The organism is Mycolicibacterium hodleri, assembly GCF_025822245.1.
GTDB classification, from domain to species: Bacteria; Actinomycetota; Actinomycetes; order Mycobacteriales; family Mycobacteriaceae; genus Mycobacterium; species Mycobacterium hodleri.
Genome location: NZ_JACKTL010000078.1, coordinates 44,937 through 59,317 on the forward strand (window position 1 = coordinate 44,937; position 14,381 = coordinate 59,317).

The 14,381-nt window shown below is 71.0% G+C and carries 14 protein-coding genes; 12 read left to right on the forward strand and 2 right to left on the reverse strand.

Features of this window, described 5'->3' with window-relative positions; all coding sequences use genetic code 11:
• The first annotated feature begins 81 nt into the window (after window positions 1–81).
• From dacB to H7J06_RS31895, 5 genes are read left to right on the forward strand one after another with little or no spacing between them, the layout of a single operon-like run.
• Complete coding sequence (gene dacB / locus H7J06_RS31875) at window positions 82–1,485, forward strand: D-alanyl-D-alanine carboxypeptidase/D-alanyl-D-alanine endopeptidase (protein WP_264044016.1); 1,404 nt, start codon at window positions 82–84, stop codon at window positions 1,483–1,485.
• Window positions 1,482–2,531: an Rv3626c family coenzyme F420 biosynthesis-associated protein gene (locus tag H7J06_RS31880; protein WP_264044018.1), complete on the forward strand. Its 1,050-nt coding sequence runs from the start codon at window positions 1,482–1,484 to the stop codon at window positions 2,529–2,531. Before dacB ends, H7J06_RS31880 begins: the two co-directional genes overlap by 4 nt.
• A gap of 2 nt (window positions 2,532–2,533) precedes the next feature.
• Window positions 2,534–3,517, forward strand: a complete 984-nt coding sequence (tilS, locus tag H7J06_RS31885) for a tRNA lysidine(34) synthetase TilS (protein WP_264044019.1) — start codon at window positions 2,534–2,536, stop codon at window positions 3,515–3,517.
• Window positions 3,518–3,553: 36 nt separating this feature from the next.
• Complete coding sequence (gene hpt / locus H7J06_RS31890; RefSeq protein ID WP_264044021.1) at window positions 3,554–4,141, forward strand: hypoxanthine phosphoribosyltransferase; 588 nt, start codon at window positions 3,554–3,556, stop codon at window positions 4,139–4,141.
• A 40-nt stretch (window positions 4,142–4,181) separates the two neighbouring features.
• On the forward strand, window positions 4,182–6,425 hold the full coding sequence (locus H7J06_RS31895; RefSeq protein WP_264044022.1) for a molybdopterin-dependent oxidoreductase: 2,244 nt from the start codon (window positions 4,182–4,184) through the stop codon (window positions 6,423–6,425).
• A gap of 4 nt (window positions 6,426–6,429) precedes the next feature.
• Here H7J06_RS31895 and H7J06_RS31900 read toward each other — a convergent pair whose 3' ends face one another.
• Window positions 6,430–7,155, reverse strand: coding sequence for an SIMPL domain-containing protein (locus tag H7J06_RS31900; RefSeq protein WP_264044023.1), 726 nt, complete (start codon window positions 7,153–7,155; stop codon window positions 6,430–6,432).
• A gap of 21 nt (window positions 7,156–7,176) precedes the next feature.
• Window positions 7,177–8,136: an alpha/beta fold hydrolase gene (locus tag H7J06_RS31905; protein WP_264044024.1), complete on the reverse strand. Its 960-nt coding sequence runs from the start codon at window positions 8,134–8,136 to the stop codon at window positions 7,177–7,179.
• A gap of 138 nt (window positions 8,137–8,274) precedes the next feature.
• Between H7J06_RS31905 and ftsH the strand changes: the two genes are divergently transcribed.
• The 7 genes from ftsH to H7J06_RS31940 all read left to right on the forward strand — a co-directional run.
• Window positions 8,275–10,623, forward strand: a complete 2,349-nt coding sequence (gene ftsH / locus H7J06_RS31910; protein ID WP_264044026.1) for an ATP-dependent zinc metalloprotease FtsH — start codon at window positions 8,275–8,277, stop codon at window positions 10,621–10,623.
• A 15-nt stretch (window positions 10,624–10,638) separates the two neighbouring features.
• Window positions 10,639–11,247 carry a GTP cyclohydrolase I FolE gene (gene folE / locus H7J06_RS31915; protein ID WP_264044028.1) on the forward strand — a complete coding sequence of 203 codons (609 nt, stop codon included), beginning with the start codon at window positions 10,639–10,641 and terminating at the stop codon, window positions 11,245–11,247.
• Window positions 11,248–11,267: 20 nt separating this feature from the next.
• Window positions 11,268–12,095, forward strand: coding sequence for a dihydropteroate synthase (gene folP / locus H7J06_RS31920; RefSeq protein ID WP_275080170.1), 828 nt, complete (start codon window positions 11,268–11,270; stop codon window positions 12,093–12,095).
• Entirely contained in the window at window positions 12,088–12,474 is a 387-nt protein-coding gene (gene folB, locus H7J06_RS31925; protein ID WP_264044032.1) for a dihydroneopterin aldolase, read from the forward strand. Before folP ends, folB begins: the two co-directional genes overlap by 8 nt.
• Window positions 12,471–12,986, forward strand: a complete 516-nt coding sequence (gene folK, locus H7J06_RS31930; protein WP_264044034.1) for a 2-amino-4-hydroxy-6-hydroxymethyldihydropteridine diphosphokinase — start codon at window positions 12,471–12,473, stop codon at window positions 12,984–12,986. Before folB ends, folK begins: the two co-directional genes overlap by 4 nt.
• Window positions 12,986–13,462: a DUF3180 domain-containing protein gene (locus H7J06_RS31935; RefSeq protein ID WP_264044036.1), complete on the forward strand. Its 477-nt coding sequence runs from the start codon at window positions 12,986–12,988 to the stop codon at window positions 13,460–13,462. Before folK ends, H7J06_RS31935 begins: the two co-directional genes overlap by 1 nt.
• A 77-nt stretch (window positions 13,463–13,539) precedes the next feature.
• A partial coding sequence (locus H7J06_RS31940; protein ID WP_372515454.1) for a DUF6779 domain-containing protein occupies window positions 13,540–14,381 on the forward strand: 842 nt, incomplete at its 3' end.

Here is a 14,381-nt window from a genome sequence, read left to right on the forward strand (position 1 = left end):
GTCAACCATAGACGAGCGATACCCTGCACTTGCGGGGTCTGCGCGGCAGCCCCACCGATCAGGAGAGCGATCATCGGACTCATGGCGCCCACGCGGTGGCGACGATCCACCCACGTGTGGGTCGGCGTCTTGGTGCTGCTCGTGGTCGCCGTGGTGGCGGCCGTCGCCGCGGTGGCCACCTCCAGCGGCAGTGCACCCGCCGAGCCGAAGGTCGCCGTGGCCCCCCGGCCCGCACTCGTGACCGCCACACCCGCCGTCACCGCCCTCGCCGACGCGGCTCCCGTCCCGACGCCCGCGGGTCTCGCCGCCCTCCTGGCCCCGTTCGTCGCCAACCCCGACCTCGGCGCGTTCACCGGCCGCGTCACCGACGCGGCGACCGGTCGGGAGCTGTGGGCCCGGGGTGCGGGCGTGCCGATGCAACCCGCGTCGACCAACAAGGTGCTGACGGTGGCAGCGGCCCTGCTGACGCTGGACAGGGACGCCCGCTTGACGACGGAGGTGATCGCCCCCGACCAGACCACGTCCCCCGGACTGGTCGTGCTCAAGGGCGGCGGTGACCCGACGCTGTCGGCCGCCCCGAAGAACGTCGACCCGTGGTACCGCGGCGCGGCGCGCATCGTCGACCTTGCCGACCAGATCCGCAGTTCCGGCATCGTGCCGAAGGCCGTTCAGGTCGACGCGACCGCCTACTCCGGGCCGACGCTGGCGCCGGGCTGGGACCCGCTCGACATCGACGGTGGCGACATCGCCCCGATGGAGGCGGTCATGCTCGACGGCGGTCGCACTCAACCGGTGAGCGTCGACTCGGCCCGCTCGACCACCCCGGCGCTCGACGCCGGCCGCGCCCTCGCGGTCGCCCTCGGCCTGAACCCGGCGGCGGTCACGATGCGCCCGACCCCGGTCACGGGGACCCAGGTCGCCTCCGTGCAGTCCCCGCCGCTGATCGAACGGTTGCGCCAGATGATGCTCGAGTCCGACAACGTGATGGCCGAGTCGACCGGCCGTGAGGTCGCCGCCGCGGTCGGCAAGCCGCAGAGCTTCGACGGTGGCGTGGCGGCGGTGCTCGGCCAGCTCGCCAAGGCGGGCGTCGACACCGGCGGTGCGACGCTGAGGGACTCGAGCGGGCTGTCGGTCGAGGACCGGCTGACCGCCGAGACGCTCGACGAGGTGGTCACCGCGGCGGCGAAGAATGCGACCCTCGACGACCACGACCTTCGCCCCCTGGTCGACTTGCTCCCCATCGCCGGCGGCAGCGGCACGCTGTCCAACCGCTTCACCGACACCGATGCGGGCAGGGACGCGCTGGGACTTCTGCGAGCCAAGACGGGATCCCTGACCGGCACCAATGCGTTGGCGGGCTTCGTGACCGACGACAGTGGCAGGGTGTTGACGTTCTCGCTGCTCTCCAACGATGCCGGCCCGACGGGGCGTACCGCCATCGACGCCGTGGCCTCCGCACTGCGGACCTGCGGGTGCGACCGATGAGCGCGGTCAACGTCGGCCACACCGTCGACTGGGAGTTCGCCGCCACCGTCGGTGCCAAGCTGGTCAGGCCCGCGCCCCCGGTCACCGACTACACCAAGGGTCAGGCGATCGAGCAGCTCTCGGCCTCCGCGCGGGCAGCGGAGGGTCCCGTGCGCGACGTGACGGGACTCAACGAAGGCGCCGCCGTCACCGACGCCCGCATCGTCGACAGGGCCGAATGGGTCCGCGCCGCAACGGAGTCCATGCGCGTCATGACCGGCGGCGCACAGGGCGGAAAGTCCGGCGGGATGCTGGCCCGCCGGATCACCGGTGCGCAGACGGGCGCGGTCCTGGCATTCGTGTCGTCGGGGATCCTGGGACAGTACGACCCCTTCGCCTCCGACGGCGGTGAGCTGCTGCTCGTGTATCCGAACGTGATCGCCGTCGAGCGTCAGCTTCGGGTGTCGCCCGCGGACTTCCGGCTGTGGGTGTGTCTGCACGAGGTCACCCACCGGGTCCAGTTCCGCGCCAATCCGTGGCTGGCCGAACACATGTCGGCGTCGCTGGCGGTCATCACCGACGAAAGCGGTCAGGAGCTGACGCAGGTCGTCGGCCGGCTCGGCGAGTTCGTCAGGAGCAAGCGAGCCGCCGAAGGGCAAGCGGCGGAACCCAATTCGGAGGGAATGGTCGGCTTCCTGCGTGCGATCCAGTCCGAGCCGCAGCGCAAGGCGCTCGACCAGCTGCTGGTCCTCGGCACGCTGCTGGAGGGCCACGCCGACCACGTGATGGACGCCGTCGGGCCCAAGGTGGTGCCCTCGGTGACGGTCATCCGGCGGCGCTTCAACGAACGGCGTCAACGCAAACAGCCTCCGCTGCAACGCATCCTGCGCACGCTCATGGGATTCGACGCGAAGATGAACCAGTACACCCGCGGCAAGGCCTTCGTCGACCACGTGGTCGGCGAGGTCGGCATGGCGGCCTTCAACACCGTCTGGACGAGCCCCGAGACACTGCCGCTGCCAACGGAAGTCGACGAACCGCAGCGATGGATCGCCAGAGTCCTGTAGGGATGGATCACCGTAGTCCTCTGGCGACGGTTCGCAGGGCGGTCGACGACTTCGCCCGAGCGCACTGCGCCACCGACGAGCGATGGTGCGTGGCGCTGTCTGGGGGCGCCGACTCGCTGGCGCTGGCCGCCGTCGCCGCCCGGGTGCGCCCGACGGTCGCGCTGATCGTCGACCACGGCCTGCAGGCCGGCTCCGACGCCGTGGCCAACGCGGCCCGAGACCAGGCGCTCGGCCTGGAATGCGTTGACGCCCAGGTGATTCGAGTCGACGTCGGCAGTGCCGGTGGGCCGGAGTCGGCGGCCCGCGCGGCGCGCTACGCCGCACTCGAGGAGGCCCGCGACGGCGCGCCCGTGCTGATCGCCCACACGCTGGACGACCAGGCCGAGACCGTGTTGCTCGGGCTCGGCAGGGGTTCGGGTGCGCGGTCGATCGCCGGCATGCTCCCGTACGACCCACCGTGGGGCCGGCCGCTGTTGGGAGTCCGGCGTTCGGTCACCCACGGCGCCTGCGAGGAGCTGGGGCTCGCCCCCTGGCACGACCCGCACAACGACGACCCCAGGTTCACCCGAGTCCGCCTGCGCAACGAGGTGCTGCCGCTGCTGGAGCAGGTTCTCGGTGGCGGCGTGGCCGAGGCGTTGGCGCGCACCGCCACCAGCCTCCGCGAGGACACCGAGACCCTGGACGAGCTGGCCGCCGACGCACTGGCGACCGTCGGCTCGGGGGAGGGCGTCGACTCCCGGCTGCACGTCGGTCGGCTGTCGGCGCTGCCGGCCGCGCTGCGCCGCCGCGTCATCCGGCGGTGGCTCCTCGACGGCGGTGGCAGTGGCCTCACCGATGCTCAGATCCGAGGCGTGGACCGCCTCGTCGTCGACTGGCGCGGCCGCGGCGGCGTTGCGGTGGGATCGTCGCTGCGCCGGCAGCGGCTGTTCGCCGACCGGGCCGGCGGCGCGCTGCTGCTGCGTACCGAGCCGGTCTACGGCGCCTAGTTGGTCGTCGCTGCCGTGACGTGGCACGCTGTTGCCGTGCCCGAGCCAACTGCCGCGGACCCGTATCCAGGCGACATCGAGTCGGTTCTCCTGTCCGAGGCCGAAGTTCAGGCGCGGGTGACCGAACTGGGCGCGACGGTGGGCGCGCACTACCGCGAGACCATCGGCGAGGGCGGCCAGGACCTGCTGCTCGTGACGGTCCTCAAGGGCGCCGTCATGTTCGTCACAGACCTGGCCCGCGCGATCCCCCTGCCCACGCAGCTGGAGTTCATGGCGGTCAGCTCGTACGGCTCGTCCACCTCGTCCTCGGGCGTGGTCCGCATCCTCAAGGACCTCGACCGCGACATCCACGACCGCGACGTGCTCATCGTCGAGGACATCGTCGACTCGGGACTGACGCTGTCCTGGCTGTTGCGAAATCTCGCGACCCGCCACCCGCGGTCACTGCGGGTGTGCACGCTGCTGCGCAAGCCCGACGCGGTCCGCACCGACGTCGACATCTCCTGGTGTGGCTTCGACATTCCCAACGAGTTCGTCGTCGGCTACGGCCTGGACTACGCGGAGCGCTACCGCGACCTGCCCTACATCGGCCTCCTGGACCCCAAGGTCTACGAGAACCCCTGACCGTTGACGCGGGAGCACCCGTCCGGCGCACAATGCAGGCATGGTCGACACCCGCACCGCGTTGAGGATCTGCCCGTTCTGCGAGGCCACCTGTGGGCTGACCCTGGAAGTCGACGACGTCGCCGGAACGGTCGTCGGCGCGCGCGGTGACCGCGACGACGTGTTCAGCGCCGGCTACGTCTGCCCCAAGGGTGCGAGCTTCGGCGAACTCGACGGCGACCCCGACCGGCTGACGCGTCCGCTGGTCCGCCGCGGCGGCGACTTGGTGGAGGTCGGCTGGGACGAGGCCTTCGCGGCGGCCGCGGCGGGGCTGGGCGCCGTGCTGGCCGAGCACGGCGGGTCGTCGGTCGCGGTGTACGCGGGCAATCCGAACGCCCACACCATCGCCGGGGCGCTCTACGTGCCGTTGATCATCCGTGGTCTCGGCACCCGGCAGGTCTACTCGGCCAGCACCCTCGACCAGATGCCCAAGCACGTCGCGCTCGGTCTGCTGTTCGGCAATCCGATGGCGTTCACCGTGCCCGACCTCGACCGCGCCGAGCACCTCGTCGTCATCGGCGCCAACCCACTGGTGTCCAACGGCAGCCTCGCCACGGCCGCCGACTTCGGCGGCAAGCTCAAGGCGCTGAAGAAGCGCGGCGGCCGTCTGACCGTGGTCGACCCGGCCCGCACGCGCACCGCCGAGCTGGCCGACCGCCACCTCGCACCGCGGCCCGGGACCGACGCCGTGCTCCTGTTCGCCATGGTGCACACGCTGTTCGACGAAGACCTCGTCGACCTCGGTCACCTCGACGGGCTCGTCGACGGCGTCGACGAGGTGCACGCGCTGGCACGGGAATTCGCGCCCGAGCACGTCGCCGACCACTGCGGTGTCGCCGCGGAGGAGATTCGAGCGGTCGCCAGGGAGATCGCCGCGGCGCCGGTGGCCGCCGTCTACGGCCGGATGGGCACCTCCACCGTGGAGTTCGGCACCGTCGGAAGCTGGCTGGTGGACGTGCTCAACGTGCTGACGGGCAACCTGGACCGGCCCGGCGGGGTGATGTTCCCCCAGTCCGCGGTCGGCGCGGCGCCCCGACCGCCGCGGCCTGGTCGCGGCTTCCGGGTGGGCCGGTGGCACAGCCGGGTGTCCGGATTCCCCGAGGTGCTCTCCGAGCTGCCGGTGACGGCGCTGTCGGAGGAGCTGGAGACACCGGGGGAGGGGCAGGTCAAGGCCGTGATCACCGTCGCGGGCAACCCGGTGCTCTCGGCTCCGGACGGAGCCCGGCTGAGCCGGGCGCTCGAGGGGGTGGACTTCATGCTCAGCGTCGACCCGTACCTCAACGAGACGACGCGGCACGCCGACGTGATCTTGCCGCCGCCGCCCCCATCGCGCAGCGCGCACTACGACATCGCCCTGGCCAACGCCGCGGTGCGCAACAACGCCCGCTACTCGCCGCCGGTGCTGCCGCTCGACGACGGCCAGCCCGACGAGCCGACGATCCTGTCCCGGCTGGCGTTGGCGATCGCCGGCGTCGGCCCCGACGCCGACCCGGCCCTGGTGGACGAACAGGTGATCGCCGCGACGCTGGGCAAGGAGGTCGCCGACCCCACCTCACCGGTGGCGGGACGCTCGGTCGAGGAGCTGACGGCGATGCTCCCGCCGGGACCGGGCTACGAGCGCCGGCTCGACATGATGTTGCGGCTGGGCCCGTACGGCGACGGCTTCGGCGCCACCCCCGACGGTCTGACGCTGCAGGCGCTCAAGGACGCGCCCCACGGGGTCGACCTCGGGCCCCTGCGTCCGCGCCTCTCCGAGGTGCTGCGTACGCCGTCGGGCAAGGTGGATCTGGCCCCGGCGCTGCTGGTGGCCGACGCCGCCCGCCTACGGGCGTCGGTGTCGGCGGACCCGGCCGCCTCGGGCGGGTACGTGTTGATCGGCCGACGGCATCTGCGCTCCAACAACAGCTGGATGCACAACCTGCCCGCGTTGGCCGGCGGCACCAACCGCTGCACGCTGCAGATCCACCCGGACGACGCCGCCGACCTCGGGCTCACCTCGGACGCCCGGGTCAAGGGTCCCGGCGGCGAGCTGGTGGTGCCGGTCGAGCTAACCGATCGCATCCGCCGCGGGGTGGTGTCGCTGCCGCACGGCTGGGGTCACGACGTCGGTGGCACCGCGCAATCGGTGGCGACCGGGCAACCCGGGGTCAACGTCAACCAGCTCAACGACGGGCGGACCGTCGACCCGCTGTCGGGCACCGCGGTGCTCAACGGGATCCCCGTCCAGATCGCGGCGGTGGTCTGAGGGCTCAGCCCAGTTCCCAGACGACCGTGACGGCGAAGCCGACGGTCTGCTGGCCGGGCGACATCGGTGCCGCGGCCGCCACGTCGTAGCGGACCGGGGACGGCGGCGGGGGAGTCACGCCGCCGGTCTCCGAGATGGACAGCACCTTGCCGAGGTCCATGCCGGACAGCTGGGCATACTGCTGCGCCCGGTTCTTGGCGTCGTCGAAGGCCCGGCTGCGGGCGTCCTTGACCAGCTGGGAGTCGTCCTCGATCGAGTACGACACCGAGTTGATCCGGGTGGCGTCCCCGCCGGTGGTGGTGATGACGCCGAGGACCTGCGGCCCGGTCTCGATCTTGCGGACCTTGACGTCGATCGAGTTGCTCGACTGGTACCCGACGATGGTGGTGTTGTCCGGGCCGCCGTACTGGGGCTGCAGCGTCACCGTCGTGGTGCTTATGTCCTTGCGGTCGACGCCCTGGCCGGTGATCGCATCGGTCACCGCGCCGGCCCGGCTGCTGGTCTGGTTGGAGGCGCCGATCGCATCAGGTGCGGTCGCGGCGATCGACAGGCTGATCACCAGCGTGTCCGGCGTGCCGTCGACCTTGCCCTCGCCGATGACGGTGACCTGACGCGGCGCCGCGGTCCCCGGCACGGCCGACGGAGCCGCGGTGGCGTCGCAGCCCACCACGGCGACGGCGGCCAGCGCCGCCCCGGCGAGCAGGAACAGTCGGGTCAGCGGCTTCGGCATGGCACGCACCCTACCGGTCACTCAGACAGTCGCCAGGAACTCCAGAAGCGCGGCGTTGACCTCGGCCGGGCGTTCCTGCTGCAGCCAATGACCCGCGCCGTCGACGAGCACCTCCCGGTACGGTCCCGACACCACCTCGCGCACCCGGTCGCGCGGCGTCATCGCCAATGCCGGATCCGCGGTGCCCCCGATGAACAGCGTGGGCACGTCGATCGTCGGCGACGGGGTGGTCTCCGTCAGCTCCCAGTTCCTGTCGAAGTTGCGGTACCAGTTCAGCGGTCCGCTGAATCCGGTCCTGGTGAATTCCGCGACGTAGTGGTCGACCTCGTCGGCGGTGATCCAGTCCGGCCGGCCGTCGGGCTCCGGCAACCGATCGATGAAGCCCGCCGGGCCGGGCGTGGCCATCTGCAGGAAGACGTTCGTGTCGTCGGTCGACCGCATGCCGCCCATCAGCCTGCGCATGGTGCGGGCCGGGTCGGCGGACAGTTCGGCGTCGGCGGGCCCCGGCTCCTGGAAGTAGAGGATGTAGAAGAAGTTCTCGCCGAAGGCGCTGCGCCACGCCTCCGTCGGCCGCACGTGCGGGCGGGGAATCGGCGGCACGCTGACGGCCACGCACGCCGAGACCCGATCCGGGTGGAGCAGCGGAAAGTTGGTCGCCACCACCGAACCCCAGTCGTGCCCGACGACGACGGCCGTCTCGGCGCCCACGTCGTCGAGCAAGCCGGCGACGTCGCCGGTCAGCTGCACCACGTCGTAGTCCTCGACCGCCGGCGGAGCCGACGAACCGCCGTAGCCGCGCTGATCCGGGGCCAGCACGTGGTACCCGGCGGCGGCCAGTGCCGGGATCTGGTGACGCCACGAGAAGGCCAGTTCCGGGAAGCCGTGCGCGAGCACGACGACGGGGGCCCCGCGGTCGCCGGCCTCGGTCACGCGCAACGTCACGCCGTTGGTCTGCACTAGCCGCTGGGTCGGGGTGATCACCAGCTGAGCCAAGCACGAGGCGTCGGGAACCGTCGATCGTTGGTCAAGCGGTAGCCTTGATGAACCCAACCTGTGCTTATCGGAAGGACGTGGCCCGACCCGACTCGGCTCGAGAGTCTCGCTGGCCTAAGACAACGAATGAACCGTAAGAACGTCATCCGCACCCTGACCGCCATAGCGGTCGTCCTGCTGCTCGGTTGGTCCTTCTACTACTTCAGTGACGACACGCGTGGCTACACGCCGGTCGACACGTCGGTGGCGATCAGCCAGATCAACGGCGACAACGTCAACTCCGCCCAGATCGACGACCGCGAACAGCAGGTCCGCCTCGACCTGAAGAGCGGCAACGGCGACACCGAGGGCAAGGACAAGATCATCACCAAGTACCCCACGGGGTACGGGGTCGACCTGTTCAACGCGCTCAACGCGAAGAACGCCAAGACCAACACCATGGTCAACCAGGGCAGCATCCTCGGCTCGCTGCTGATCTACCTGCTGCCCCTGCTGCTGCTCGTCGGCTTGTTCGTGATGTTCTCCCGCATGCAGGGCGGCGGCGGCCGGATGGGCTTCGGCTTCGGCAAGTCCAAGGCCAAGCAGCTGAACAAGGACCTCCCCAAGACCACGTTCGCCGACGTCGCCGGCGTCGACGAGGCGGTCGAGGAGCTCTACGAGATCAAGGACTTCCTGCAGAACCCGACGCGGTATCAGGCGCTCGGCGCCAAGATCCCCAAGGGCGTGCTGCTCTACGGTCCGCCCGGAACCGGGAAGACGCTGCTGGCCCGCGCGGTCGCCGGCGAGGCCGGGGTGCCGTTCTTCACGATCTCCGGTTCGGACTTCGTCGAGATGTTCGTCGGCGTCGGCGCCTCCCGCGTCCGGGACATGTTCGAGCAGGCCAAGCAGAACAGCCCCTGCATCATCTTCGTCGACGAGATCGACGCCGTCGGCCGTCAGCGTGGCGCGGGACTTGGCGGCGGACACGACGAGCGCGAGCAGACGCTCAACCAGCTGCTGGTCGAGATGGACGGCTTCGGCGAGCGTCAGGGGGTCATCCTCATCGCCGCGACCAACCGCCCCGACATCCTGGACCCGGCGCTGCTGCGGCCCGGCCGCTTCGACCGGCAGATCCCGGTGTCCAACCCCGACATCGCGGGCCGACGCGCGGTGCTGCGGGTGCATTCGGCGGGCAAGCCGATCGCCGAGGACGCCGACCTGGACGGGTTGGCCAAGCGCACGGTCGGCATGTCGGGCGCCGATCTCGCCAACGTCATCAACGAGGCCGCCCTCCTGACCGCGCGCGAGAACGGCACCGTCATCGCCGCCGCCGCACTGGAGGAAGCGGTCGACCGCGTCGTCGGCGGCCCGCGTCGCAAGGGCCGCATCATCAGCGAGCACGAGAAGAAGATCACCGCCTACCACGAAGGCGGCCACACTCTCGCCGCCTGGGCGATGCCCGACATCGAGCCGATCTACAAGGTCACGATCCTGGCCCGCGGGCGCACCGGCGGTCACGCCGTCGCCGTACCCGAGGACGACAAGGGCCTGATGACCCGCTCGGAGATGATCGCCCGCCTGGTGTTCGCGATGGGTGGCCGCGCGGCCGAGGAGCTGATCTTCCGCGAGCCCACCACCGGCGCCTCGTCCGACATCGAACAGGCCACCAAGATCGCCCGCGCGATGGTCACCGAGTACGGCATGAGCTCCAAGCTGGGTGCCGTTCGCTACGGCACCGAACACGGCGACCCGTTCCTCGGTCGTTCGATGGGTACGCAGGCGGACTACAGCCACGAGGTGGCCCAGATCATCGACGACGAGGTGCGCAAGCTGATCGAAGCGGCCCACACCGAGGCGTGGGAGATCCTCACCGAGTACCGCGACGTCCTCGACGTCCTGGCCGGCGAACTCCTGGAGAAGGAGACGCTGCACCGCGCCGAGCTCGCCGCCATCTTCGCCGACGTGAAAAAGCGTCCGCGCCTCACCATGTTCGACGACTTCGGCGGTCGCGTGCCCTCGGAGAAGCCCCCGATCAAGACCCCGGGCGAGCTGGCGATCGAACGCGGCGAGCCGTGGCCGCCGCCGGTGAAGGAACCCGCCTTCAAGGCGGCGATCGCCGCCGCCAGCAGGGCGGCCGACGCCCAAAATGGCACGAATGGCAACGGAAACAACGGGGCCAACGGCAACGGATCGCACGGCGGACAGAACGGCTCGTCCGGTCCCGGCGGAAACGGCGGACCCGGCTCGACGCAACCCAACTACGGTGCGCCCGCGGGTTGGCATGCCCCGGGTTGGCCGCCGCAGGGTCCCGGTCAGTACCCGCCGCCGCCTCCGCCGCCGGCCTGGGGGCCGCCGCAGCAGGGTGGTTACCAACAGCCGTATCCGCAGCCCTATCCTCCCTATCAGCCGTATCCCCCGCCAGGTGCGCCTGGTCCTCGCCAGCCGGACGACGTCGTCGACGGTGACGGCGGACCCGCGAAGCCTTCGGCCGGCTGACCGAACGGAGCGTCGATGACTGCAGTCACGTCCAACCCGCCTGCCTTCGTGCCGGCGACGTTCGACCAGGAGCGCGCCGAGAACGCCGTGCGCGAGCTGCTGTACGCGATCGGTGAGGACCCCGAACGGCACGGTCTGATCGACACGCCGGCACGGGTGGCGCGCGCCTACCGGGAGATGTTCGACGGGCTGTACTCGAACCCGGACGACGTGCTCAACACGACGTTCGACGAGCAGCACGACGAGCTGGTGCTGGTCAAGGACATCCCGATGTACTCGACGTGTGAACATCACCTGGTGTCCTTCCACGGCGTCGCGCACGTCGGCTACATCCCCGGCGTCGACGGCCGGGTGACGGGGCTGTCCAAGCTGGCCAGGGTGGTAGACCTCTACGCGAAGCGGCCCCAGGTCCAGGAGCGGCTGACCGGGCAGGTCGCCGACGCACTGATGCGCAAGCTCGACCCGCGCGGCGTCATCGTCGTGATCGAGGCCGAACACCTCTGCATGGCGATGCGCGGCATTCGCAAGCCGGGGGCCTCCACCACCACCTCGGCGGTCCGCGGGCAGTTCAAGACCGACAGCGCGTCGCGGTCCGAGGCGCTGGATCTCATCCTTCGCAAGTGACTGCCACCCGTGTGAAGGTGATGGGCGTCGTCAACGTCACCGACGATTCCTTCTCCGACGGCGGTCTGTACCTCGACCGGGACCGCGCGGTCGAACACGGCCTGGCTCTTGCCGCCGCGGGTGCGGCGATCGTCGACGTCGGCGGTGAGTCGACCCGGCCGGGCGCGACCCGAGTCGACGCGGCCGTCGAGAACGCCAGGGTGCTTCCGGTGATCAAGGCGCTCAGCGACCAGGGCGTCGCGGTCAGCATCGACACGATGCACGCGGCCGTCGCGCGGGCGGCGTTGGAGAACGGCGCCACCATCGTCAACGACGTCTCCGGTGGGCGGGCCGATCCCCACATGGCGCCGCTGCTCGCCGAGGCCGGCGTGCCGTGGATTCTGATGCACTGGCGAGCGGTGGACGCCGCCCGCCCGCACGACGTCCCGCCCTACGGCGACGTGGTGGCCGAGGTGCGCGACGAACTGGCCGCCGCGGTGGACGCCGCGGTCGCCGCCGGGGTGGATCCCGGAAAGCTGATCATCGATCCGGGACTGGGCTTCGCCAAGTCCGCCGAGCACAACTGGACGTTGCTGGCGGCGTTGCCGGACATCGTCGACCTGGGCCTGCCCGTGCTCGTCGGCGCCTCCAGGAAGCGGTTTCTCGGTGCGCTGCTCGCCGACGACGACGGTGAACTGCGGCCGCCCGACGGCAGGGAGACCGCGACGGCGGTGATCTCGGCGCTGGCGATGATGCACGGCGCCTGGGGGGTGCGCGTCCACGACGTCGCGGCGACCGTCGACGCGCTGAAGGTCGTCGAGGCGTGGGAGACGGCACCCACCTGGGCGGGTGAGGTAGGCCGTGGCTGACCGAATCGAGTTGCGCGGCTTGACCGTTCGCGGCCATCACGGCGTGTTCGACCACGAGCGCCGCGACGGTCAGGACTTCGTCGTCGACGTCACCGTGTGGATCGACCTCGCCGCCGCCGCGGCGAGTGACGACCTGGCCGACACCGTCGACTACGGGGCGCTGGCCCAGCTGGCCGCCGACGTCGTGGCGGGGCCACCCCGCAACCTGATCGAGACGGTCGCCGCCGAGATCGCCGACTCGGTGATGTCCGACGAACGTCTGCACGCCGTCGAGGTCGTGGTGCACAAGCCCGACGCGCCCATTCCGTTGACGTTCGCCGACGTGGCGGTGGTGGCGCGGCGATCGCGACGGGGTGGTCGGGCCGGTTCGGCGCCGTGACCCGCGTCGTCGTGTCGATCGGCTCGAACGTCGGTGACCGCCTCGCGCACCTGCAGTCCGTGGTCGACGGGTTCGGGTCCGCCGTCCGCGCGGTGTCACCGGTGTACGAGACCGACGCGTGGGGCGGCGTCGAGCAGGGGCCGTTCCTCAACGCCGTTCTGATCGCCGATGATCCGGCGCTGGACTGCCGCGCCTGGCTGCGTCGCGGCCAGGAACTGGAACGGGCGGCCGACCGAACCCGCGAAGTCCATTGGGGCCCAAGAACTCTCGACGTCGACCTGATCACCTGCCAGGACGGCGCGGACGAAGTGTCCAGCGCCGACGAGGTGCTGACGCTGCCACATCCGTACGCCCACCAGCGGGCCTTCGTGCTCGTCCCGTGGCTCGCCGCCGACCCCGGGGCGACGTTGACGGTGCACGGGACGCCACGGTCCGTCGGACAGTTGCTCGCCGACCTGGACGCGGGCGAGCGCGACGGCGTCCGAGCCGTCGCCGAGGCGCTGGTGCGCTGATGGGCCCCACCCGCAAACGGGACCTGACGATCGCGGCGGTGCTCCTGACGCTCCTCGGCTACGTCGTGACGTCGAGGACGTTCGGGTCGTTCCCGCCAATCACCGTCCTGACCGGCGTGTCGCTGCTCGTGGTGGCCCTGGCCGTGGCGGGCTGGGCGTTCTACGTCCGGTCGAAGATCGGCGACGGGAAGATCGGCGTCGGGCCCGGCCGGCTGCATCCGCTGGCCGTGGCGCGCGGCGTGATGATCGCGAAGGCGTCGGCCTGGGTGGGCGCGCTGACCCTGGGGTGGTGGCTGGGCGTGAGCGCATTCTTCCTCCCGAAACGCGGCGCCCTGAGAGTCGCCGCCGAAGGGAGTACGGGTGCCGTGGTGGCCGCCGCGAGTGCGCTGGCCCTGGTGGTTGCCGCTCTCTGGCTGGAGCATTGCTGCAAGGCGCCGGATGAGCCGACCGAGGACGCCGACGGTGTGCGTGGTTAGCTCGCCCGACCAGCTGACCAGGCGAATCGCCGACGTGGTCGGTACGCGATGAGGGCTGTCACAGGTACAGTCGGCCCATGACCGAACCGACTCGTGGGGTCCGCGCGCGACGCGGAAACCGCAGGCCGGGCTCGTTGCTGCTGACGGCTTTGCTGGTGCTCGCCATCGTGTCGAGTTCGGCGCTGGTGTTCACCGACAAGGTCGCGCTGTTGAAGCTTGCCGTGGTCGTCGCGCTGTGGGCCGCAGTGGTCGGAGCGTTCGTGTCGTTCATCTACCGGCGCCAAGCCGACCTCGACCAAGCCAAGTCCCGCGACCTGAAGTTGGTCTACGACCTTCAGCTGGACCGGGAGATCTCGGCGCGCCGCGAGTACGAGTTGTCCATCGAGACGCAGCTGCGGCGGGAACTCGCCTCGGAGATTCGGGCTCAGACCTCCGACGAGGTGGCCAGCCTCCGCGCCGAGCTCGCGGCGTTGCGGGCGAATCTGGAGATCATCTTCGACACCGACCTGCAGAGCAGGCCGGCCATCGAGACCGAACGCACCACCGTGCACAGGTTCGGGGACTGGGACGCGGTGCCGCAGGCGGCGCAGGAGCGCGACGAGCGTAGCTTCGGCCCCGGCCGGGTGATCAGCAGCCGGATCGACACCCAGGACACCCCGGACGTCCGTACCGCCGACGCGGGCGGCCGCGACGACAGCGACCCCAACACCGAGGAAAGCCCGATCATCGACGTGCCCGCGGAACCTCAGCCCGAGGGTGACGAGTGGGCCCCGCTGACGCCGGGCGGTGCGCACCGCCGGGCCTCCGAGCAAGCGCGTGCCGACGCCGGATGGCGACCGCCGCTCACCGAGGAGCCCCGGCCGGAGGGTCGACGCCGCGCACCGGAACCCGCGGCCGCACCGCCGCCGTGGACGCCGGT

What these genes read in the sequence shown, in the direction of transcription:
- dacB (WP_264044016.1), top strand. Translation starts at nt 82, where the DNA reads ATGGCGCCCACGCGGTGGCGACGATCCACCCACGTGTGGGTCGGCGTC.
- H7J06_RS31880 (WP_264044018.1), top strand. Translation starts at nt 1,482, where the DNA reads ATGAGCGCGGTCAACGTCGGCCACACCGTCGACTGGGAGTTCGCCGCC.
- tilS (WP_264044019.1), top strand. Translation starts at nt 2,534, where the DNA reads ATGGATCACCGTAGTCCTCTGGCGACGGTTCGCAGGGCGGTCGACGAC.
- H7J06_RS31895 (WP_264044022.1), top strand. Translation starts at nt 4,182, where the DNA reads ATGGTCGACACCCGCACCGCGTTGAGGATCTGCCCGTTCTGCGAGGCC.
- H7J06_RS31900 (WP_264044023.1), bottom strand. Translation starts at nt 7,155, where the DNA reads ATGCCGAAGCCGCTGACCCGACTGTTCCTGCTCGCCGGGGCGGCGCTG.
- ftsH (WP_264044026.1), top strand. Translation starts at nt 8,275, where the DNA reads ATGAACCGTAAGAACGTCATCCGCACCCTGACCGCCATAGCGGTCGTC.
- folE (WP_264044028.1), top strand. Translation starts at nt 10,639, where the DNA reads ATGACTGCAGTCACGTCCAACCCGCCTGCCTTCGTGCCGGCGACGTTC.
- folP (WP_275080170.1), top strand. Translation starts at nt 11,268, where the DNA reads ATGGGCGTCGTCAACGTCACCGACGATTCCTTCTCCGACGGCGGTCTG.
- H7J06_RS31935 (WP_264044036.1), top strand. Translation starts at nt 12,986, where the DNA reads ATGGGCCCCACCCGCAAACGGGACCTGACGATCGCGGCGGTGCTCCTG.